General features: G+C 39.9%; 19 protein-coding genes and 1 pseudogene (1 of these 20 only partly in view). 15 read left to right on the forward strand and 5 right to left on the reverse strand.

Annotated features, from left to right (window positions below; translation table 11 throughout):
- Positions 1 to 588 carry the 5' portion of a ribonuclease PH gene (gene rph, locus EVU92_RS01435; protein ID WP_130049721.1) on the reverse strand. It extends 126 nt beyond the left edge of the window, so 588 of the gene's 714 nt are visible here — the first part of the coding sequence; the start codon lies at positions 586 to 588; its stop codon lies beyond the left edge, outside the window.
- 181 nt (positions 589 to 769) lie between these two features.
- On the opposite strand from rph, the gene EVU92_RS01440 reads away from it, so the two are divergent.
- On the forward strand, positions 770 to 1630 hold the full coding sequence (locus EVU92_RS01440) for a YicC/YloC family endoribonuclease (protein WP_130049722.1): 861 nt from the start codon (positions 770 to 772) through the stop codon (positions 1628 to 1630).
- Between the two features lie 234 nt (positions 1631 to 1864).
- On the opposite strand, the pseudogene EVU92_RS01445 reads toward EVU92_RS01440, so the two are convergent.
- Positions 1865 to 2964: pseudogene (locus EVU92_RS01445) on the reverse strand (IS3 family transposase).
- A 310-nt stretch (positions 2965 to 3274) separates the two neighbouring features.
- Between EVU92_RS01445 and EVU92_RS01450 the strand changes: the two are divergent.
- The 9 genes from EVU92_RS01450 (at position 3275) to EVU92_RS01490 (ending at position 14120) form a co-directional block, all read left to right on the forward strand.
- Positions 3275 to 4462, forward strand: coding sequence for a hypothetical protein (locus EVU92_RS01450; protein ID WP_130049723.1), 1188 nt, complete (start codon positions 3275 to 3277; stop codon positions 4460 to 4462).
- Positions 4446 to 5762, forward strand: a complete 1317-nt coding sequence (locus EVU92_RS01455; protein ID WP_130049724.1) for an HD domain-containing protein — start codon at positions 4446 to 4448, stop codon at positions 5760 to 5762. The genes EVU92_RS01450 and EVU92_RS01455 overlap by 17 nt, the downstream gene beginning before the upstream one ends.
- Positions 5759 to 7033 (forward strand): DNA methyltransferase, encoded by a 1275-nt coding sequence (locus EVU92_RS01460; RefSeq protein WP_168989993.1) that lies wholly within the window; start codon positions 5759 to 5761, stop codon positions 7031 to 7033. Before EVU92_RS01455 ends, EVU92_RS01460 begins: the two co-directional genes overlap by 4 nt.
- A 4-nt stretch (positions 7034 to 7037) precedes the next feature.
- Positions 7038 to 8423 carry a GTPase gene (locus tag EVU92_RS01465; protein WP_168989994.1) on the forward strand — a complete coding sequence of 462 codons (1386 nt, stop codon included), beginning with the start codon at positions 7038 to 7040 and terminating at the stop codon, positions 8421 to 8423.
- Between the two features lie 301 nt (positions 8424 to 8724).
- Positions 8725 to 9345, forward strand: a complete 621-nt coding sequence (gene gmk, locus EVU92_RS01470; protein WP_130049727.1) for a guanylate kinase — start codon at positions 8725 to 8727, stop codon at positions 9343 to 9345.
- Positions 9346 to 9446: 101 nt separating this feature from the next.
- A complete protein-coding gene (rpoZ, locus tag EVU92_RS01475; protein ID WP_054554225.1) occupies positions 9447 to 9722 on the forward strand; it encodes a DNA-directed RNA polymerase subunit omega in 276 nt (91 codons plus the stop codon).
- A 130-nt stretch (positions 9723 to 9852) separates the two neighbouring features.
- A complete protein-coding gene (gene spoT, locus EVU92_RS01480; protein WP_130049728.1) occupies positions 9853 to 11958 on the forward strand; it encodes a bifunctional GTP diphosphokinase/guanosine-3',5'-bis pyrophosphate 3'-pyrophosphohydrolase in 2106 nt (701 codons plus the stop codon).
- Between the two features lie 11 nt (positions 11959 to 11969).
- On the forward strand, positions 11970 to 12362 hold the full coding sequence (locus tag EVU92_RS01485) for a RidA family protein (protein ID WP_054554223.1): 393 nt from the start codon (positions 11970 to 11972) through the stop codon (positions 12360 to 12362).
- A 153-nt stretch (positions 12363 to 12515) separates the two neighbouring features.
- Positions 12516 to 14120 (forward strand): FapA family protein, encoded by a 1605-nt coding sequence (locus EVU92_RS01490; protein WP_130049729.1) that lies wholly within the window; start codon positions 12516 to 12518, stop codon positions 14118 to 14120.
- Positions 14121 to 14169: 49 nt separating this feature from the next.
- On the opposite strand, the gene asnA is transcribed toward EVU92_RS01490, so the two are convergent.
- Complete coding sequence (gene asnA / locus EVU92_RS01495) at positions 14170 to 15165, reverse strand: aspartate--ammonia ligase (RefSeq protein WP_130049730.1); 996 nt, start codon at positions 15163 to 15165, stop codon at positions 14170 to 14172.
- A 197-nt stretch (positions 15166 to 15362) separates the two neighbouring features.
- Here asnA and asnC point away from each other — a divergent pair, with 197 nt between their 5' ends.
- From asnC to recG, 3 genes are read left to right on the forward strand one after another with little or no spacing between them, the layout of a single operon-like run.
- On the forward strand, positions 15363 to 15821 hold the full coding sequence (gene asnC, locus EVU92_RS01500) for a transcriptional regulator AsnC (protein ID WP_054554220.1): 459 nt from the start codon (positions 15363 to 15365) through the stop codon (positions 15819 to 15821).
- Between the two features lie 44 nt (positions 15822 to 15865).
- Positions 15866 to 16582 carry a tRNA (guanosine(18)-2'-O)-methyltransferase TrmH gene (trmH, locus tag EVU92_RS01505; RefSeq protein WP_130049731.1) on the forward strand — a complete coding sequence of 239 codons (717 nt, stop codon included), beginning with the start codon at positions 15866 to 15868 and terminating at the stop codon, positions 16580 to 16582.
- A 39-nt stretch (positions 16583 to 16621) separates the two neighbouring features.
- The gene (gene recG / locus EVU92_RS01510; protein WP_130049732.1) at positions 16622 to 18703 is read left to right on the forward strand and encodes an ATP-dependent DNA helicase RecG; all 2082 of its coding nucleotides are present in this window, start codon (positions 16622 to 16624) and stop codon (positions 18701 to 18703) included.
- 104 nt (positions 18704 to 18807) lie between these two features.
- Here the strand turns inward: recG and EVU92_RS01515 are convergent, their stop codons facing one another.
- Entirely contained in the window at positions 18808 to 19740 is a 933-nt protein-coding gene (locus EVU92_RS01515; protein WP_130049733.1) for a porin, read from the reverse strand.
- Positions 19741 to 19936: 196 nt separating this feature from the next.
- Positions 19937 to 20791 carry a LysR family transcriptional regulator gene (locus EVU92_RS01520; RefSeq protein ID WP_054554216.1) on the reverse strand — a complete coding sequence of 285 codons (855 nt, stop codon included), beginning with the start codon at positions 20789 to 20791 and terminating at the stop codon, positions 19937 to 19939.
- A gap of 90 nt (positions 20792 to 20881) precedes the next feature.
- On the opposite strand from EVU92_RS01520, the gene EVU92_RS01525 reads away from it, so the two are divergent.
- Together EVU92_RS01525 and EVU92_RS01530 are read left to right on the forward strand one after the other, a co-directional pair.
- Positions 20882 to 21256: a DUF413 domain-containing protein gene (locus tag EVU92_RS01525; protein ID WP_130049734.1), complete on the forward strand. Its 375-nt coding sequence runs from the start codon at positions 20882 to 20884 to the stop codon at positions 21254 to 21256.
- A 78-nt stretch (positions 21257 to 21334) separates the two neighbouring features.
- On the forward strand, positions 21335 to 22570 hold the full coding sequence (locus EVU92_RS01530) for a diguanylate cyclase (RefSeq protein ID WP_130049735.1): 1236 nt from the start codon (positions 21335 to 21337) through the stop codon (positions 22568 to 22570).
- Positions 22571 to 22572: the final 2 nt, after the last annotated feature.

Here is a 22572-nt window from a genome sequence, read left to right on the forward strand (position 1 = left end):
TTTGCCAGTTTCAGTCAAAATCACGTTCATATCTGTTTCGGCTTCAGAATCTTCTAGATACTCAAGGTCACTAATTGGCTGGCCTTTATATACACCTACAGAGATTGCAGCAATCATATGCTTAAGTGGGTTTGAATTGATCATACCTTTACTACGCATATAAGTTAGCGCATCAACTAATGCAACGCACGCGCCACTGATTGATGCTGTGCGCGTACCACCATCAGCTTGAATCACATCACAATCGATAGTAATGGTATTTTCGCCTAACGCTTTTAAGTCAACCGCTGCACGCAGTGCACGTGCGATTAAGCGTTGAATTTCCATAGTACGACCGCCCTGCTTACCGCGCGCTGCCTCACGACCATTACGAGTATGTGTTGAACGAGGTAACATACCGTATTCAGCCGTAACCCAACCTTTACCTTGGCCCTTCATAAAGCGTGGTACACCTGCTTCAACAGTTGCTGTACACAAAACTTTAGTGTTTCCAAACTCTACTAATACTGAACCTTCAGCATGCATAGTGTAATTACGTGTAAATGTAACCGGTCTAATTTGGTTAGGTGTTCTTTCGCTTGGACGCATTAACGATCCCCTTAATTCTGAATTTGCCACATTATAAGTCGATGTGGTGCTAGATGCCATGTTCATTTACATAATTAACTACATCAGAAAAACACATTTCAGAAAATTTACGCTAGAGGTTAAAAGCTGATTCGGTATAATCAGTCAACTTTGTAAATTCAATAACACTAGGAAATCATCCATGATCCACAGCATGACAGCTTATGCGCGCCGCGAAATTAAAGGCGAATGGGGCACTGGCACTTGGGAAATTCGTTCAGTTAACCAACGTTACCTTGAGACTTTTATCCGCGCACCTGAGCAATTTCGTGGCATGGAGCCAGTTATTCGAGAGCGTTTACGTAAACATTTACAGCGCGGTAAAGTTGAAGTTTTCTTAAAGTTTGCTGCAAATCCAGCGCATGTTGGTGAGTTAACGATTAACGAATCACTCGCAGAGCAATTAATTAAAAGCGCACAATGGGTGCAAAGCCAAAGTAACGGTGACATCAACCCCGTTGATATTTTACGTTGGCCTGGCGTTATGGAAGCCGAAGAGCTAGATATGGATAGCGTAAACACTGCGCTAATTGCAGGGTTTGACCAAGTAATTGAAGATTTCAAACAAGCTCGCGGCGATGAAGGTGCGAACTTACAAGAAATGATTGCGACTCGCCTTGATGCAATTTTAGAGCAGGTTGCTATTGTTGAAAGCCACTTACCAGAAATCGCTAAATGGCAACGTGAAAAACTAAACCTAAAGCTTGAAGAACTAAAAACAGACATCGACGAATCTCGCCTTGAGCAAGAACTTATTTACCTTGCACAAAAACAAGATGTTGCTGAAGAACTTGACCGATTAAAGTCGCATGTTAAAGAAACCAAAAAAATCTTAACTAAAGGCGGCGCATGTGGTCGACGTCTTGATTTCATGATGCAAGAGTTTAACCGTGAAGCAAACACGTTAGCATCAAAATCTATCAACAGTGACATCACTAACGCTGCGGTAGAGCTAAAAGTGTTAATTGAGCAGATGCGCGAACAAATTCAGAATATTGAATAAATTTTTCATGTGTCAGCATTTGTTCTGAATAATAAATTAAGCCTCATTTTTCGGAGCTTTTCTGTACCTGTATGTTCTCAGGTTTTGTACTATTTTTGGTGGGCACTTGAGGATTTTTACAGCTAAGCAAATACAGACGTATTTGAAAGGTGAATCTAAAAGGCCCCCTGTTCGAGCGTTTTTTTATTTTGCGGTAAGGAAAGGTGCTACTCCATATTGGGTGCTTTGTTGTGGTCAACTAATTCCGGACAGTGAATTAAGTTTTTCTTCTGCTATAGCAGGGGCAACCATTTGATTATGGCTATGTGGCCTTCGTCAGTTATAATAATTCATCAAATAATTACTAATATCTTTTTCAGCCTATTGATAATTACTATAACCTAATCAGGGAACCCATTCTGTTTTTAAACATCTAAATAGACGCCCCTGCCCAAACAATTCCCTCTGCGACAAATACTTTGCTCTATCCGGTAACGCCACAGTCTTTGTTGAAACCTTCTTGCGATGTTCGCATGCTTTATCTAATGCTTTAATAACTAAGTCAGTGTCAAGCTTATCAGACATTGCCCAGCCAACTACACGGCGAGCAAACAAATCGATAATAACAGCCAAATAAGACCATTTTTTACCCGTCCAAATATAGGTGATACCCCCACACCAAACTTGATTTGCGCTATTTACTTTAAACTCACGATTAAGTTTGTTTGGAATATTTGGCCGCTCCGCCGTCGCTAATTTATATGAATGAAGCCCAGGTTGTTTACAGACCAACCCCATATCACGCATGATACGGCGTACCTTAAAAACGCCTACAGGTAAATCAGCTTCTTTTAGCATCACTGCCAACATACGGCTACCAGCAGCTCCACGACTGAGTGAAAATAACTCATTAATCGTTGATCTAAGCTGCACCTCTTCAAGTTTAATTGATGTCACACGCTGCTTAAAATCGTAATAACTCGAACGCGGAACATTCAATACGCTACAGACCATTTCCACTAACTCATGCTCACTTAATTGGTCTATCAACGAATATTGTTTATCTCGTCTGACATTAAGAGAGCGGTAGCCTTTTTTAAAATTGTTTTCTCTCTTTCAAGCCGATTAACTTTAGCTTCAAGCTCCTGAATTCTAAGCTGCTCAGGAGTAAGCGCTTTAGAATTTGGTGTTGTACCACTACGCTCTTCTTGTAATTGCTTAACCCAACGTCGAAGGGCTGTTTCACCGACTTCTAGTGAACGAGCAGCTTCTGGAAATGAGTATCCATCATCAAGGACTAGTTTTGCTGAATTAAGTTTAAACTCTTGAGAAAAAGAGCGACGTTGTTTTGTAATAGAACGACCTCTGTTTGGGTCGTAATAATACCACCTAAATTAGTGTCCGGTTTCATTGAAGCACAACAGATAATTCTAGTTGTTCACGATGCACAAAATTAGGTGGTAAATTATTCCTAGTTTGTAAGCGTAAATTACCAGCAACATCTGCAGTTAAGAAAAAGGGTCTAAAGACACCCAAAGTTTATTTTCCGTTACTTTAGTATAAAAAATGGGTTTGTTGATCTGGTTTATGGCATTATGTCTCATATAAATGTTATTTTTACAATTTAATTCTTAGTAACACATTTTATTTTTCGGAATTTATTTAATGGAAGAAATAGTAATTGTAGGTGGGGGCCTTGCTGGAAGTATTGCTGCACTCAAATTAAAAGAATTTGGATTTGATCCAGTTATAATTGACAAACCTCTACCTCAATCGAATGGGTCAATTGGTGGGTTTACCAAATTTTCGGGGGCTAAATTTTCATTACCTCCCGCAGGGTTAGGGCTGTTAAAGGTAGCAAAAGATGAATCCGAAATATGGGACTCAATTTCGGAAGTTGCAAAGTACTTAAACTTAGAATTTAATAATTCAAGCAGTTCCGAAGACACTTCAATGGATATGGGAACATTACGGGAGTATGACTCTTTAGTTTTGAGTCCCAATGAAATAGAAGATTTGCTCCATGACTTAGAAAAGTTGCTATTTAAAGAGAACATTCGGGTTATTAAGGGAGATTGCACCAAAATAGTATCTCAAGATTCTCTATATAACATTCACTATAGTCTTGGCCAAAGTGATGAATTGATCTTATGTCGAAATGTTTTTTATGCAGGGGGACGATTAGGTAGTGATATATTGTCACTCTCGGGAGCAAAGCACACTTCAATTAAAGGTCTAGATTTAGGGGTTCGTATTGAATTTAAAGACATCAATGGGCTGAAAAAGTTAAGACAACTTGGCCCAGATGCGAAAATTATACACAATGACTGTAGAACATTCTGTTTAAATGTTCCCGGAGCAATTTACCGCTACCCGTACATGGATACTTCAATTCCTGGTGGTATCATTACTACAGACGATACGACTGGAGCGAATGTTGGAATTCTTTGCCGACTTTCAGATAAAGCTAGCTCGTTAGAAATCATTAATGAGAACTTGCAAAGTGTTTCCTCTTCAGAAATTGAAGAAAGTTATCATGCGAAAGGTAGTATGCTTGGCTCATCAGAAAGTATTATCGAAAGAATTTACGGTAGTCAAGTAAGAGATAAACTTAATCAGTTTGGGCAGTATTTATTTGATGAAGGATTAGTTGATTGGAATGAAGAGCATTATGTTCACTTACCCTTAATAGACTGGCATTGGAATACTTATTCCTTGCCTGGTACATTTAAAACTAGTCTGAACGCAGTTTATTGTTTAGGTGATTCATCAGGTCACGCTAGAGGTCTATTACAGGCGGCTATTTCTGGTATCTTAGCTACTCGAGAGTTTATTGATGAACAACAGTCATAAAAGAGTATACGACCCACTATATGGTGTAACAAAACTCTCTGAAGAAGAGTATGAAATTTTAAGTGCCCCTGAAATTCAACGCCTTCGCTACGTAAGATTGTGCAACATAAATTCAATGTTAATCACAGGGGCATCTGAAATTTCAAGATTTGAACATGTTGTTGGAGTTTTGAGACTGGCTAAGGAGTGGTGTGAGCATAGAGGTAAAAAAAGGACTAAACAAGAACATCTGAATATATGTGCAGCAGCATTTTTACATGATTTTCAAACAGGTCCGTTTGGTCATTCACTACAATATGTATTAGAGGATAATGAGACTGAGGAAGAGTTTATCCATGATGATTTAAACCATGGCACACTCAGCAAATATCACCAATCAATAGATATAAACGCTAGTTTTTGTGGCCGTCCTTTTAGAATGGCCAACCTATTGTCAAGCCAATGGAGCTCAATAACAGGGTTGATCAAAGGAGATGGTGATTTAGGCCCTTTAATTTCTGGAACTTTAGATTTAGACAATTTAGATAATGTAGTTAGGTTGGCTTACCATGTTGGTGTAGCAGATAAAAGTGATGCATGTATTGCGCTAGAGTTAGCAAGGGATATGAACGCAAAAGAAGGAATTTTAGAAATATCGCGAGCTTCAATCCCATTGGTAGAAAGGTGGCAGGGAATAAGAAAAAGATTATATGAGTTATTGTTATTGGATTGGGCAGAGTTTTCAGCGAAAGCAATGTTAACTAAGGCTATGGAACTTTCCGTTAAGCACGACCTTATAGGTACTGATTCGTGGATTAAGACAGACTTGGAATTGTTCGGACACCTGGAGAAAGTATCTGTAGGCGACGCACAGGAAGTGGGTGAAATCATTAAACGTATTCGATGCGGAGAACTATATGAGCCAATCTTTATAGGTGCTACTCAAAAGATATCGATATACAAAGAGTTCTCAACCTTAGAAACAAAAATAATGTTAGAAGAAAAACTAAAACAAAAATTATCTGATTTATTAGCTTTAAATATTGATCTAATTATTCATCCAATTTTGGATAGTAAAAAAACAGAGCGTGCTATTTCAGTAAAAGTTAGAGAGTCTGGAAAAGTTGAAATTATAGGTAAACATAGTAACAAGTTACTGTTAGGCGTATTTGTACCAAGAGAAATTGGAGGTACACCTAAATTTAATGAGACACTAAAAAGGGTTGTTAAGGTAACTTTAGAAGGATTTGGTGCGAAAAATATTCAAGAAATAGAAGACCCTATTTCAGAGAGTGAAAATGTTCAGTTGGAATTTTTGTGATTAATAATAAAATAGAAAGGCAGCTAGAAGCTATTGACTGGGATTTTCCTGTAAGGCAAAAAGGACTGACTAGTTCAACTCATTGGTATCCAGGAACTTTTCCTGCCCAATTACCATCTGCAATAATACAAGCATTATGCACAACGGATGAAATTGTATTTGACCCCTACGGTGGTTCTGGAACTAGTGCTGCTGAATCTTTGAGATTGGGACGAAAATCTTGGGTTGTTGATATTAATCCAATAGGCATATTGAATAGTTATTTGCATGCGGCATTGATTCTATTAAAAAGACAATCACCAAAGAAGGTTAAATATTTTATAGATGTCGTCCATAAGCAATTGGATACAACACCTGAAGGTACCTTAGTTCTTGATTTTGATTCTACATTGGAAAAGGAAGAGTTGAGAACAATAAGTTTATCATTAAGTTCTCAAATGAACCCAAAGCCAGATGAACTCAATAGAAGCCTTAGGAAAAATGAACCAAATATACAGCTCCTAGGGCAGTGGGTGCATAATGATACTCTAGAAGAACTCATTAACCTACATGAGAAATTAAATAGTTTTTCTGACTGTGCATTTTATAGATTATTTGTAGAAGGAATGATTTCTTCTAACCTTAGGGCGATTTGCTCGCAAAACAAAAGCTGGGGGCATATTGCTGACAACTGTTTTCCTAAAATAAAGGTACGTAAAAAAGTTTCTGTTCAGCTGGGAAAATGGTTAAAGAAACTCTCAAGTAATATAGAGAATACTCAGTTAATAGCTCCTAAGACTTCAAGCGGAGTACAGTATTGGTGTTCATTGCATAATTGGAATTTAAATGATTTACCAGCTAACAGCCCTGAGACAAAACCAACATTAATGGTGACTTCTCCTCCTTACGGAGATGCTATTGATTATATATATGCTCAAAAGCTGTCTTTGTTCTATTTAGGATACAATGAAGTAGATATACAAAATCTGTGTAATGGTGAAATAGGAGCTAGGCGCAGAAGAGCAAAGGCTAATTCCCGAACCATTTGGGCTGAACAATTAGCAGATTCAGCTCTAAAACAAGCTGATATTATGGGCAATGGGTTGATGGTTACTATTTTGCCACATAAAGATCATGGTCGAGAAATAGGAATTAAAATGATGACGGAGTCTCTACAGGAAAATGGTTGGAAGAGTATTTTTGAAATGGATAGATCGATTTGTCAAAAAAAAACAAGACAATCATGGACCTCAATCAAGCAAGAAACAATCAACATATTCTCAAAGGAATGATTCTATGAGTCTGTTAGTTTTTATAGTAGGTGTTAGGGGGGCAGGTAAAAGCACTTTAATAAATAAACTTAAAGGCTCTAAAAATAATATCAAGGCTCTAAAGCCCTCCACGACTAGAAAACCAAGAGGGAAGGATGATGATGAATATCATTTCACATCAGACTGGATAGAAAGTGACTATGCATGGTCGATCGAATTGGGGCAAGAAAAATATGGAATGCTTAACTCTGAACTAGATACCGATACTACTTATCGCGTGACCGTTTTTGATCCTGGAGAGATAGAAAAATTAGTAACTTTTAGAAATAGATATGAAGGGCAAACATTGACAATTGGCCTTGATACTGTGAACTCAATAAAGCAGCAAAAACAAAGGGTTCAAGATAAAAGTCGGGAGCTAAGTGAATTAGAGTTTAAAGCCCAAAGAGAAGTTGTCAAAAACTGCGATGTTTTGTTGAGTGGTGATAAAGATAATGTATTCGAGGCGACAGAAGCTATCTTCGAATGCCTTGCGTCTAGAGGCGGTGTCATTCCAAAATCAATTCTCTCAAGAATGCTATTAGGAAACTCCCTTTTAAACAACACAACAAATAAGATTTCACCAGCAAGCTATGATTTAAGGTTAGGCACAGACCATTGGTGTCAAGGGGAGTTCTGCAAACTAACAGATGAAAACCCTGTTTTGAAAATACCGCCCTATTCATATGCTATTGTCAGTTCTGTGGAAACTGCATGTCTTCCGAGTTTCATTACAGCCAGATTTGACCTCAAAAACTCATTGTTTTTTCAAGGTGTAATACTTTCGAATGGACCTCAAATAGATCCAGGTTATAGAGGTGCACTATTTTGCATGCTCTATAACGGAAGTGATGTGCCTGTCGGTATATCTGAAGGTGATCATTTTGCGACAATTGAGTTTGTAACAACAGCAGGTTTGGACTTAGGGTATAGGGATAAGTATCAAGGTAAAACTAAATTAAAAGATTTCATGCCATCAACAGTAGCAGTATCCAAAGGGGGGCAAATTTTAGAAAGAACTAAGGAAAAAATAGATAAGATTGAAAGTGAATGGAAAAATTTTAGGACAATCTTATTTGCTTTATTAGCCTTAATTTTTAGCCCTGCTCTAATTGTGTACTTTAACGTATATGACATACATAAAAAGTGGGATTATTCTGATACTGAACTAACTAACAGGCTCGATGAATTAAAAGTATTGGAAGAAAATGTAAAAAAACATATAGGTACTTTACAAAAGCTAGAAAAATCAATTGATGAAAAAATGCAATCGTTAGATAAGAAAGACTATGAGCCGCCGCAAGCCACTGAAAAGAAACAATTGAAAAGCGAAAATGAATCCTCTATTCAAGATGCCGAAGCCAAATCTTAACGTAGACTAGCTTTCCAATAACTTATTGTTGGTGGGCAGAAGTCGAAAGTTTATTTAAGGGTGATTTAAACCATATGAATTATATTGGGTATTTTATTTCGCTTTGCGAACAGAACCAGAATATTGAATAATCACGCTTTACAGCATTTTTATAAGACCCAGCATCTGCTGGGTCTTTTGTTTTGAAAAGGCTAAAAGCAGGCAAACTTGAGCACTTTTAGCGAAATAAAGTACAATAGATGAATTAAAGGCTTGGATTAGTGATAGTCCGAGCCTGTTTATTTTTTATTAGAGACAAATCATGGCGCAAACTCGCGGAAATTTATTTATCTTGTCAGCTCCATCAGGGGCTGGTAAATCAAGCTTAATTGGTGCTTTATTAAAGAAACACGGCGATATGAAAGTATCGGTTTCGCACACCACTCGCTCACCTCGTCCGGGTGAAGAAAACGGTGTGCACTATCATTTTGTGTCTGTGGATGACTTCAAAGCGCTAATTGAGAAAAATGACTTTTTTGAATGGGCGCAAGTTTTTGATAACTACTATGGTACGTCTAAGCAAGCAATCGAAAGCCAACTTGCTGCAGGTATTGATGTATTTTTAGATATTGATTGGCAAGGTGCTCAGCAAATTCGTAAATTAGTAGATGATGTTGAGACTATCTTCATACTTCCACCATCAAAAGAAGAACTAGAATCACGTTTAAATAACCGTGGTCAAGACTCTGCTGAGGTAATCGCAGGAAGAATGGCGAAAGCACAATCAGAAACATCACACTATAATGAGTATGACTATGTTGTTGTGAACGATGACTTTGATACTGCGCTTGCTGAAATCGAAACCATTGTCATGGCTAAACGTTTATCGTTAAAAAGCCAAACTTTGCGCCATCAGGCGTTATTAGAGAACTTACTTAAATAATACTTTTAAGAATAAGATAAAAATTAACCACAAGCTATTGGCGAATTTAACTTGGTACAGTAAACTACGCCTTTGCTTAAGAATTTATTTGGAGTGCTGAGATGGCTCGCGTAACTGTTGAAGATGCAGTAGATGCAATTGGTAATCGTTTTGACTTAATTTTAGTTGCGGCTCGTCGTGCCCGCCAAATCGCGGTTGGTGGTAAAGATCCACTCGTTGATGCTGAAAATGACAAACCAACGGTTATTGCTTTACGTGAAATTGAGAAAGGGCTAGTTGATAGCTCTTCTATGGACTTAATTGATCGTGAAGAACAACAACATCAAGAAGCAGCAGAAATGGCTGCTGTGGCTGCTATCGTAGGTGGCAACCAGTAATCAAGCTCCCCGCTTTGATTTAGCTATACGGCTAGTATTTCTACACTAGCCGTTGGCAAGCCCTTCTTTTCATCGTATATTCTATTCATACCGTTACCGATTTACTTCATTTGCGCATTGGAGTGTGACTTTGTATCTATTCGAAGGCCTCAAAAAGAAAATATCCGAATACTTACCACCAGCAGAGATTGAGCTGGTACAAAAAGCATACGTGGTAGCTCGCGAAGCCCACGAAGGCCAAACTCGCTCAAGTGGCGAGCCTTATATCACCCACCCTGTCGAAGTGACACAAGTACTCGCTGGCATGCACCTAGATCACGAAACGCTGATGGCTGCCCTGATGCATGACGTGATTGAAGACACCGACTTTAGCCAACAAGACTTAGCTGAAATTTTTGGCGACACAGTTGCTGAGCTTGTTGAAGGGGTGAGTAAGCTAGATAAACTTAGCTTTAAAGATAAAAAAGAATTCCAAGCCGAAAACTATCGAAAAATGATCATGGCGATGACCCAAGATATTCGCGTGATCTTAATAAAACTGGCTGATAGAACCCATAACATGCGCACCTTAGGCGCGCTGCGTCCAGATAAACGCCGCCGAATTGCCCGTGAAACGCTAGAGATTTATGCACCAATTGCGAACCGCCTAGGTATTCATGATATTAAAAATGAATTAGAAGATTTAGGTTTTCAAGCCCTTTACCCTATGCGTCATCGCGCATTAAGATCAGAAGTCGTCAAAGCACGTGGTAACCGAAAAGAAGTTATCAGTAATATTAAAACTGAAATTGAAGCGCGCTTAGAAGAATCTGGCATCGAAGCGACTATATCTGGCCGTGAAAAACACCTATATAGTATTTATAAGAAAATGCTCAATAAAGAGCTGTCGTTTAACGAAGTAATGGATATCTACGCATTCCGTATCAATGTTGATAATATGGATACCTGTTACCGCGTATTAGGTGTTGCTCATAACCTTTACAAGCCAATCGAAACCCGTTTTAAAGATTATATTGCAGTACCAAAAACTAATGGCTATCAGTCACTTCATACCTCACTAGTTGGCCCTCATGGTATTCCTGTAGAGATTCAAATCCGTACCCACGATATGGATCACATGGCAGACAAAGGGGTTGCTGCTCACTGGATGTATAAAAAAGCCGGTGATAATGCAGGTAATACAGCACAGCAGCGTGCTCGCCAATGGATGCAAAGCTTATTGGAACTTCAACAAAGTGCAGGCTCATCTTTTGAGTTTGTTGAAAACGTTAAAACAGAGCTGTTCCCTGAAGAGATTTATGTATTCACGCCAGATGGCCGTATAGTTGAGCTCCCTATGGGCGCAACAGCTGTCGACTTTGCGTACGCAGTGCATACTGATGTTGGTAATACTTGTGTGGGTGCACGTGTTAATCGTAAACCTCACCCTCTGAGCAAGCCTCTTGATACAGGACAAACGGTCGAAATCATCACCAGCTCAGGCGCACACCCGAATGCAACTTGGTTAAACTTTGTTGTTACAGGTAAAGCGCGTTTAGGTATTCGCAATTACCTGAAGAGTCAGCAGCATGAAGAAGCAATGTTGCTCGGTAGACGTTTACTCGACTCAGCTCTAGGTGAAACCAAACTGGATGATATTCCAGATGAAAACATTCGCCGAGTACTTCAAGAGCATGAACTAAATACAGTGCTTGAGCTATTAGTTGAAATTGGTTCTGGTAACTTAATGAGTGTGCTGATAGCGAAACGCTTGATGCAAGTTGATGCCGGCGATCTTGATGACCTAGCGCAAAAAGCAAAAGCAACCATCATCGGCACTGAAGGCATGTTGGTTAACTACTCTAAATGCTGCCGCCCAGTGCCTGGCGACGCTATAACAGCTTATATTAGCCAAGGTAAAGGCCTTACTGTCCACCGCCAAGAATGTAAAAATATTCGTGGTTGGGAAAAAGAGCGCTCAAAATACCTGGTTGTAAAATGGGACGATAACCCAGAGAAAGAATATATTGCAGCCCTTCGTATTGAGATTATCAACCACCAAGGTGCGCTAGCTAAATTAACCAATGTTGTTGCCTCAACCCAAGCCAACATTGTTGAGATAGCGACTGACGAAAAAGAAAGTAATTTATACATGATAGATTTAGGCATCACGGTAAAAAACCGCGTTCATGTTGCTAATATTATGCGCCGCATTCGCGTTATGCCTGATGTGCAAAGAGTCTATCGTAAAAAGTAACAAGGATAATCATGAACAAATCTTTTATTTCTACTGATAATGCACCTGCTGCTATCGGTACTTATAGTCAAGCTGTTAAAGTAGGCACGGCTGTTTATTTATCAGGTCAAATTCCACTTGTACCAGAAACAATGGAAGTTATCTCTGAAGATTTTACTGAACAAACCCACCAAGTATTCAAAAACCTAACAGCTGTTTGCCAAGCTGCTGGCGGTCAAATTCAAGACATGGTGAAAGTAAATATCTTTTTAACTGACTTATCTAACTTCGCTATCGTTAACGAAGTAATGAGTCAGTACTTTAAGCAGCCATACCCTGCTCGCGCAGCAATTGGCGTACGTGCGTTACCAAAAGGCGTTCAAGTTGAGATTGACGGTATCATGGAGCTACCGTCAACAAACTAATAGCTCCTTGCCAGCAACGCAATGTTGCTGGCGCTATTTTAGAAAAACTTACCACTTTCCTCATCCGAAATTCTTGACTCATAAGCAATTCTCTAGCACTCTGTTGTTATAATTAATAAAACCTTTAGCTAGAGTAGTAAAAAAGGATTACAAGTGTTTAAGCTCGCTCACAACGGCAACGTTTTATTAGATGTTCATGAAAACTCGCCTCCTAGTGCTGCGTTTATTATCGAAGCATTAGAAAAGTCACCATTTTGTGAATGCAGAGTGGATCATGAAGCTATCAATAATTTCTTCAAAAGTGACTCTAATGAGCGCATGCTTGTGGTCGCTTCTAAACATGATGCAAGCTTAGTTGTAACTTTGAGCGATGATAAAATGCTGGCTACAGGCGAGCTAACCGTCGCTGAAGGCGGTAAAGTAATGAGCCTTGAAGAAGCGAAGAAAGAGCTTATCAAAGCTGGAGTAGCCCGAGGTTACAAACAAACCTTTTTAGAACAATTACTACAGAAGCAATTTGAATTACCCGCAGGAGAAGTAGCTAAAGGGGTGCTAGCGAAAGGTCGCTTGCCTATTGATGGTCAACCATCCAAATTTGTACCACAAGTTGAGACCTTAAAAGATCGCCTAAAAAAACCAAAGCTACGAGAGGATGGCACTGCCGATATGCGTGACTTTGGTAAATTAGCGAGCGTAGAGCCTGGCGTATTACTAGTTAAACAAATTCCGGCAACTCCTGGTAAAGAAGGCTTTACTGTCACCGGTGATGTACTGCCAGCCAAACCAGGTGAGAGCAGTACATTAGTTGCTGGTGAAGGTACCGAAATATCTAAAAATAATCCACTTGAACTCATTTCTGTCATTGCCGGTGTCCCTGTTGATATTGCCAATGGCATGCGTGTTGATGATATTTTTACTATTGCCGATGTAAACGTAAAAAGTGGTCACGTAGACTTTGAAGGCAGCGTCATTGTGACTCATAACGTTGAACCAGGCATGCGTATTAATGCCAAAGGCGATATAACTGTTATGGGTACTGTAGAGTCTGGTCATTTATCAGCGGCTGGCGATATCACCATAAAACAAGGCGTGATTGGCCACCAGCTCGAAGATAAAAAGTTATCATGTAATATCATCAGCCAAGGTGACATTCACTTATCACATGGTCAATACTGCTATCTTGAAGCCAATAATATTCTCATTGAGCGCCAAGCCAGCCATTGTACGATGAAAGCCACTAAGCTGTTGCAAATAGGCCAAGAAGATAATCCGCAAGGCAAGCTATTCGGCGGAGAAATCTTAGATGCACAAATGATTATTGCTGGCGAAATTGGCAATGAATCGGGTGCTAAAATGGTGATTAACTTAGCCGCTTCAGGTGCTGATGTAACCGCGCAAACAGATCAGTGCTTAAAAGACTTAGCACAAACAGATGCGCAACTTGATACCTTACAAACTGCTATTGAAAAGGCAGATCAAGTAAAAGATGCCGAAAAGAAAAAGCAATTACTCGCAAAAATTGGTGCCACACAAATGCACTATTGCGAGCAAGCTGAAACTCTTGAGAAAAAGCTATCAAGCTTAGAGCATCATTTGCATGATTTACTGGAAGATGCGCAGTTAGTAGTTAATAAAAAACTACACTCCGGCGTCGAAATTCATATTTTCGAAAAAGTACTTTTAACTAACCGCCAATATCCACCTTGCAAAGTGAAGCTCGAAGAAAACAAGGTCGAGGTTGAATTTAAAACTAGTTAATAAAAAAGAGGCTTAAAGCCTCTTTCTACCAGGGTCTTTAAATCTTAATTTAAAGAATTCCTTCCACTTGCTGTTTTAGCTGCTCAGGCCAAACACCTACTTGTACTTGCCCGATATGCTGTTTTTGTAACAGCAACATAGCGAGTCGTGATTGACCAATACCACCACCTATCGTTTGCGGAAACTTCTTCGCGAGTAGCTGTTTATGCCAATCAAACTCTAAACGAGCTTGGTCGCCTGTAATCGCTAATTGAGTAGCTAAGGCATCAGGACTTACTCGAATCCCCATTGAAGAGATTTCAAATGCATCTTCAAGCACTGGGTTCCAAACTAAAATATCACCGTTTAAGCCTGCAAATTTACTACAGGTTTGTGTTGACCAATCGTCATAATCTGGCGCTCGTACGTCATGAATTTTACCATCGGCAAGTGTGCCGCCTATTCCAATTAAAAATACCGCACCGTATTCTTGTGCGACCGCTTTTTCACGTTGTTTCGCTGTAAAGTCAGGATACATCTGACGTAGCTGTTCACTGTGTACAAAGGTGATTTGCTCGGGCAAAAACGAGGTTAAATCAAACTCACTAGCCACAAAGCGTTCAGTTGCTTTAATCGCCTGATAAAGCGATGTTACGGTTTCTTTTAGTTTGTCTAAGGTACGCTCTGTACTCTCGCAAATCACTTTTTCCCAATCCCATTGGTCAACATACACCGAGTGGATTGGGCTTAAAGATTCTTCATCAGGGCGAAGCGCTTTCATATGCGTATAAAGTCCTTCACCTACCGAAAAATCGTAATCAGCCAAGGTCTTACGTTTCCACTTTGCTAAAGAGTGGACCACTTCAAATTGGCTACCCGGAATTGTTTTCACTGCTACCGATACAGCATTTTCAGTACCGCTTAAGTTATCTTGAATACCATCGCCTACTTTTGCCAAGATCGGCGCTTGTACTTCAACTAACCCTAATTGTTGTTCTAATTGGCTTGAAAAAAACTGTTTTACTTTACTAATTTGCTGCTGTTGCTGCAGGTAGTGTGAACTCATAATAATTGGCCTCATTCCCAGTTATTGTTACTTGCTTAATTAGAGAAACCCGCTGCTTGGCTCCTCCTGTTAAAGCAATCCTCAACCAAACAAAGATTATTTTCAATAACCCGCAATAAAAAGAACTTAACATTGAAATATTCATAAAAATAATGCTATAAAAATTATTGATTCAACAATTAACACTAAGAAATACCATGGAAAATTATCAAATCGATAATCTCGATAAAAACATCCTTAACGCTTTAATGGAAAATGCCCGAACAGCGTATGCAGAACTTGCTAAACGCTTTGCTGTAAGTGCCGGCACCATTCATGTTAGGGTCGAAAAGATGAAACAAGCGGGTATTATTACAGGTACCCAAGTCAGTATTGATGCCAAGCAGCTTGGTTACGATGTTTGCTGCTTTATTGGCATTAATCTCAATAATGCCCGTGATTACCCGCAAACTTTACTGCATTTAAAAGAGCTAGAAGAGGTTGTCGAAGCCTATTACACCACAGGTAATTACAGTATATTTATCAAAGTGATGGCGCGCTCAATTGATCATCTACAAGATGTGTTAATTAACAAAATACAAGCCATCGAAGCTATTCAATCAACAGAAACGCTGATCTCATTACAAAACCCAATTAGCCGAGCTGTTGTTCCCTAGGGTATAATCAGCGCCAATTAGAATCCGTCAACGAGCACACAACTATGGATACAACTCGCTTTGAGCGTGTTAAGCGCGTATTAGATCGCCGCCAAACGGACCTAACGGTTTGTTTAGAAGAAGTACACAAGCATCATAATTTATCTGCTATTGCCCGCACAGCAGACGCAACGGGCTGCCATCACGTACATGCTGTATGGCCAGAGAATCAAAAATGGTTAACCAACAATACCTCAGGCGGTAGTAAGAACTGGCTAGAAACCCACTTACATCGTGATATCGATGAGGCCGTTGCCATGATGCGTGCCCACAACCCTGAAGTACAAATTTTAGCAACTCACTTAACAGATGATGCAGTCGACTTTCGCGAAATCGACTACACCAAACCAACAGCTGTCATTGTTGGCCAAGAACGAGACGGTATTTCATCACGCGCCCTCGCTCACGCTGATAAAAACATCATCATCCCAATGCAAGGGATGGTGCAGTCTCTTAATGTATCCGTAGCAGCAGCGCTTATTCTATTTGAAGCACAGCGCCAAAGGGAAGAAGCTGGGCTTTACAACCGAGATATGCTTGATGCCAGAATTAAGCATCGTATCTTGTTTGAAGGCTGCCACCCTATTATTGCAGAACAATGCCGCGAAAAAGAGCTGCCGTACCCTGAGCTTGATGAAAATGGTGACATTGTTGCTGATGAAACGTTCTGGAACATTTTAAAACACACGCAACCGCTTGAAGCTACTAACGAGTGCAAGTAAACTGAAAAACAGTCTACTAATTAATAATTTGAGTCACCTTTGAGTCATCCTAGCTTAGCGTTATACCCAATTACAGAATTAAAAGGCGTCGGCCCGAAAATGGCCGAGCGTCTTGCTAAGCTAAATATTGAGACGGTGCAAGACATGCTGTTTCATTTGCCTCACCGCTATGAAGACCGCACCCGCATTCACCCAATCTGCGAACTCCAACCTCATAGTCATGTTAGTGTTGAAGCCACGATTGAAACCAGCCAAATCACCTTTGGTAAAAGACGCATGCTGGTTTGCCAAGTCAATGATGGTACAGGCCGTTTAACACTCAGGTTTTTTAACTTTAGTGCGGCTCAAAAAAACGCTCTAAGTACAGGTAAAATCATTCGCTGCTTTGGTGAGATCCGCCGTGGTCGAGTTGGTTTTGAAATGACACACCCAGAATACAGCTTATCGGATACCCCATCTGAGCAACCAACGAACACAACGCTGACACCAGTATACCCAGTTACTGAAGGTCTTAAGCAGTTATCTATTCGTGCACTTAGCGATCAGGCGCTTGCTCTATTACGTAAATACCCAGTAGAAGAACTACTGCCAGAGCAGTTTCAGCCAACTGGAATGCGCTTAGCCGATGCTTTAATGACTTTACATCGCCCACAAAACGATATTGATTTAACAGCTCTAGAGCAAGGTATGCACCCTGCCCAACAACGGCTAGTGTTTGAAGAGTTACTAGCCCAAAACTTAAGCCTATTAAAGCTGCGGCAAAAAGGGCAAACCGTAAAAGCAGTTGCATTAAAGCCTCATAATCAGCTTGAGCAGCAATTTTTAGCTAATTTAGCCTTTAGCCCAACCAATGCACAAAGTCGTGTCGTGGCAGAAATAAAAGGTGACTTGCAGCACCCATTTCCAATGATGCGCTTAGTGCAAGGCGATGTAGGCTCTGGTAAAACCTTAGTCGCAGCGCTCAGCGCACTGACCGCGATAAGCGAAGGGTACCAAGTAGCTTTAATGGCACCTACTGAGATTTTATCAGAGCAACATGGCATCAACTTTAGCCAATGGTTTAATCAATTAGGAATTGAAGTCGCTTGGTTAGGTGGCAAAAGTAAAGGTAAAGAGCGCGCAACGACTCTTGAAAAAATTGCCTCTGGGGAAGCGCAAATGATTGTTGGCACCCATGCATTATTCCAAGAGCAGGTTGAGTTTAACAACCTGGTATTAATTATTATTGATGAGCAACATCGCTTTGGTGTTCATCAGCGCTTATCACTGCGTGAAAAAGGCCGCTTTGGTGACTGTTATCCACACCAATTAGTAATGACTGCAACACCTATCCCGCGAACATTAGCAATGACGGCCTATGCAGACTTAGAAACCTCAGTGATTGATGAGTTACCACCTGGTAGAACGCCTATTACCACAGTGGCTATTCCTGATACCCGTCGCGACGAAATTATCCAGCGCGTTAGAACAGCCTGCACAGAGCAAGGTCGGCAAGTGTATTGGGTTTGCACCTTGATTGATGAATCTGAAGTTCTGCAATGCCAAGCCGCAGAAGATAGCGCTGAGCAATTAAAAGCAGCATTGCCAGAATTAAACGTTGGCTTAGTGCACGGGCGGATGAAAGCCGTGGAAAAACAAGCCATCATGAGTGAGTTTAAAGCCGGGAATATTCATGTACTCGTTGCCACAACGGTGATTGAAGTGGGTGTTGATGTGCCCAATGCCAGCCTTATCATTATTGAAAACCCTGAACGATTAGGGCTTGCTCAACTACATCAGCTGCGCGGCCGTGTTGGTCGTGGGGCAACAGCGTCACACTGTGTTTTACTTTATCATGCGCCATTATCAGCGACAGCGCAAAAACGCTTAGGTGTGCTGCGTGAAAGTAACGATGGTTTTATTATCGCAGAACGAGATCTTGAAATTCGTGGCCCAGGTGAAGTACTTGGTACCAAACAAACAGGCCTAGCTGAATTTAAAATCGCCGACCTCAACCGCGATAAGCAAACACTCGATCATGTTAGACCAATAGCCTTCAAAATTTTAAACGGCTACCCAGAACTAACCGATAAATTGATTCAGCGCTGGCTTGCTGGCAAATCAAACTACGCACAAGCTTAACCATTCAAGCAAGCTAACTACGGTAAAAATTTTATTTCTAGAGCAATAAAAAAGCCCAGCTAATTAGCAGGGCTGACAAGTTAGAGAGTTATCCCAGTGTTGGGTTAGAACTTATATTCAATACCAACACCTAAGTAATCTTGGTCAACTTGATTGTCTGTATCAAACGTCGAGTAGAAACCAAATACTTTAGTATTTTTGCTTAGCTTGTGATCAACACCTGCAGAAATAGCTGTTTTCTTATCGCCTTCATCAAAGTCAATTACTTGGTACTGTACTTTGAAAGTGTTGCTATTCATTTGGTAAGCAGCATTTACTAAGTAACCATCAGCTTCTGCACTACCATCCACTTTTTCTTGTGTTTGGTACATAGCACCTAGTTTGAAGTCGCCTAGTTTACCTTGTACTGTTGCACGAACAATGTCGTAGCCTTTTACTTCGCTGTCAGCTGCAACTGATGCATAAAGTTTGCTTTCTTTAAGTTTTGCATCGCCGTAAGTTAACGCTACTGAGTAACCGTTATCAGCATCTACATTATCTTCAGCTACATAAGTTGCTAATACTTTGAAACCATTAAAGTCTTTAGAAGCATAAGAAATTGTGTCGCCTAAACGGTTTTCACCTTTAAATGCGTTCTTGATATCTCCTTCAAGGTCATTGAATAAATCAACTTTACCTTGAGATTGCTTCATTGCTGTATCGTTACGGCCGATAACAACTTGACCAAAGCTACCTTTCACACCCACATATTGGTTACGCGCAGTAATGTTATCGTCATTGTCGCCTTTTGAATCAGCGTCAGATACGTCTACACCAAACTCAAATTTATAAACAGCTTCTAGGCCTTCAGAAATTTTTTCTGAACCTTTTAAGCCAAAACGTGAGTTATTGCTTTTAATTTCAGTGAAAGACCCTTCGCCATCATCTGATGATTGAACAGTCACGTTTGCTTTACCATATACATCTACATCAGCTAATGCAGAAAAAGATAAACCACCAAATAAAGCTAGGAATAAGCTAGACTTTGCAAATTTCATGTCGTTTCCTCAATAATCGCAACAAAAAACACATATTGTGTTTCAATGCGCGCAGTGTGACAGCAAAAAATGACAAAAAGATGACAATTGAAACAAAAACGTCAATTTACCTTCATAAAATATAATTATTTCTGAAATAAAAACGTAACCTACTGTTGCGGCATTAAATTTTTATAAAAGCTAAGTTAAATTAATTTTAAGCCTTTATTTGCAGCTCAGTTAATAATGTCACTAATTTCTCTAATAGAGGGGTTTGTTCATTATCTCTGTGGTAAGCAACAAATACATCTCGCGAGGTATGTGCAACATCTTCAACATGATAAAGCTCACCAGATTTAAGCTGCTCTTCGACTAATAATTGTGGAATGAAGGCACTGCCGCCGCATTTTAATATTAAATCGAGTGCAATACGCCCGGTGCTGGTTCTGAAATAAGGGGGAGCATGGCCATTAAACTCTCGGGCATGCCATAACGAAAAGGTTGTTCCCCAATCAACATAAACATATTGATTATCGAAAAAGTTTTCGCTGTTTGCGGTTTCAAAAGCGCTCACAGGAATAATAGGGAGTTCACAAATTCGTTGAACAACCAGCTCATCAACTTTAGGGGGATCAAATAATACCGCTAGATCTAATGTACGTTCAAGCAATAAGCGAGTACTCTCTTGCTGTGCTTTTACTTCAGCGACTAGCGATACACCCGGCATAGCAGAAACAATGTTTGTAATACCAAACTGCAAAAAAGCATCCCATATATTAGGTGTGCCCGCTAAACTAATTTGCTTATGCATATTATCAGCAAGCGCCACATCAACTTTTGCTCGTTGCATCCCCGTTATGATCATTTGTGCGTGTGGCAGTAATCGCTCACCAGGTGCCGTTAACTGAATGTTGTTTCGTTGACGAATAAATAAGTTAACGCCTAAACCTTGCTCTAATTGTCGGATCCGAAAACTTACCGCAGACTGTGTAATATATAAATTTTCAGCTGCTTTACCGAAATGGCGAGTACGTACCACTTCAACAAAAGTCTTCAATAAATCGATATCCATTTTTTACCCTTACGATAAAAATAATTTGTTTAATAAAATCGACAACTTGATCCATACTCCAGCAAGAAATTAGGGCATGAGGATAAAGCCATGAGCAATGACATTTCATCACTTCGTCAAGCATTTGCAAGCCAACGTCAATTCTATGATGATCAAAATTTCCCACGCGGTTTTGGTCGTAGTGGTCACTTCACTTTGCTAGAAGCCGACATTCTCGAGCAGCATGGTGTTGTTCTAAAGGGTTTATACAACAAAACCCTAGAACCACAAAATGAATTTCAAACTCAATTTGTACAAGTTGTTACCGGTAACCTTGAAGCGACCAATCCAATTGAGCGCGCTTGGATCAAATACCTTAAGCAAACAACCTGCAAAACTAAGTTTCATACCTTATTTGGGCGCTCTCGTATTGCGAGCCCAACAACACAAAGTGTTGAATATTATTCTGAGTCAGATAGCCTATAACAATTTGCTTTTTTACCCTTTTAGGGTTAAAACTTGTAATAACTTTTGTTTCGCCAGTAAGTTATTTCAAGGCAAGTTGTGACTCGAAGAATATTAATAATTGAAGATACGCCAACCATTGCGCGAGTGCAAAAGCACATTGCACAAAAGGTTGGCTATGAAGCCGACATAGCCGGTAGCTTAGCTGAGGCAAAAGAGCTTATTAGCAAGCACAATTACTTTTGTGCCGTAGTAGATTTTATTCTGCCTGACGCACCAACCGGAGAAGCAGTTCCTTGCACCATCGAAGCCGACATTCCTACCATTGTAATGACCGGCAATCTTGACGAAACAACGCGTAATATTGTTGAAAAACACCCCATCATTGATTACATTACCAAAGAAAATAAACAAGCCTATCAATACTTAGAAAAACAACTTGCTCGATTACCTCGTAATGAGCAAATATTAGTATTAGTAGTCGACGATTCAGCGGCAACACGCCACCATATTTGTAATTTATTAACCCGTCATAAATACCAAACCATTGAAGCGGTTGATGGTGTTGATGCTTTAAAAGTACTGGCTGAAAACCCAAAAATATCGGTGATCATTACCGATAACGAAATGCCGAATATGAATGGGGATGAGCTCTGTGTTGAAATTCGCCGTTTATATTCTAACGATGAAAAAGCCATAATCGGCATTTCTGCACTCGATACTCTGCATTTATCAACGCGCTTTTTGAAATCTGGCGCAGACGATTACCTTCGCAAGCCATTCAACAATGAAGAGTTTTATTGTCGGCTAAGCCAAAACGTCGACATGCTTGAAAACATTAAAACAATTCGTTTGCAGGCAAACACTGATTACCTCACTAAACTCCCTAATCGCCGCTATTTCTTCGGTGAAGCAAACAATCACCTAAAAGCTGCAAAAATGTCAGATACCTCAGTCTCTTTAGCCATGATTGATATTGACCACTTTAAATCAATTAACGATAACTATGGTCATGATGCAGGTGATGAAGTGCTTAAAGGTTTATCACAATGTATGGCGAAGTATTTTGGAGATAATTTAGTAGGCCGCTTCGGTGGTGAAGAATTTGCGGTGTACTTTGCGGATCAAGATCCACAAGAATCGTTACAGCGTTTAGAAAAATTCCGTTTGTTTGTCGAAAAACACAGCTCTGAATTTAGCAAAGACCACATCAAGTTTACGCTGTCGATTGGTTTTCATAATGGGCCTATTTATAGTTTGGATGAACTAATAAAACAGGCCGATTTAAAGCTTTATCAAGCAAAAGACTCTGGCCGCAACAAACTAGTAAGCTAAGC

It is taken from the genome of Pseudoalteromonas sp. MEBiC 03485 (genome assembly GCF_004195145.1).
In the GTDB taxonomy this organism is placed as follows: domain Bacteria; phylum Pseudomonadota; class Gammaproteobacteria; order Enterobacterales; family Alteromonadaceae; genus Pseudoalteromonas; species Pseudoalteromonas apostichopi.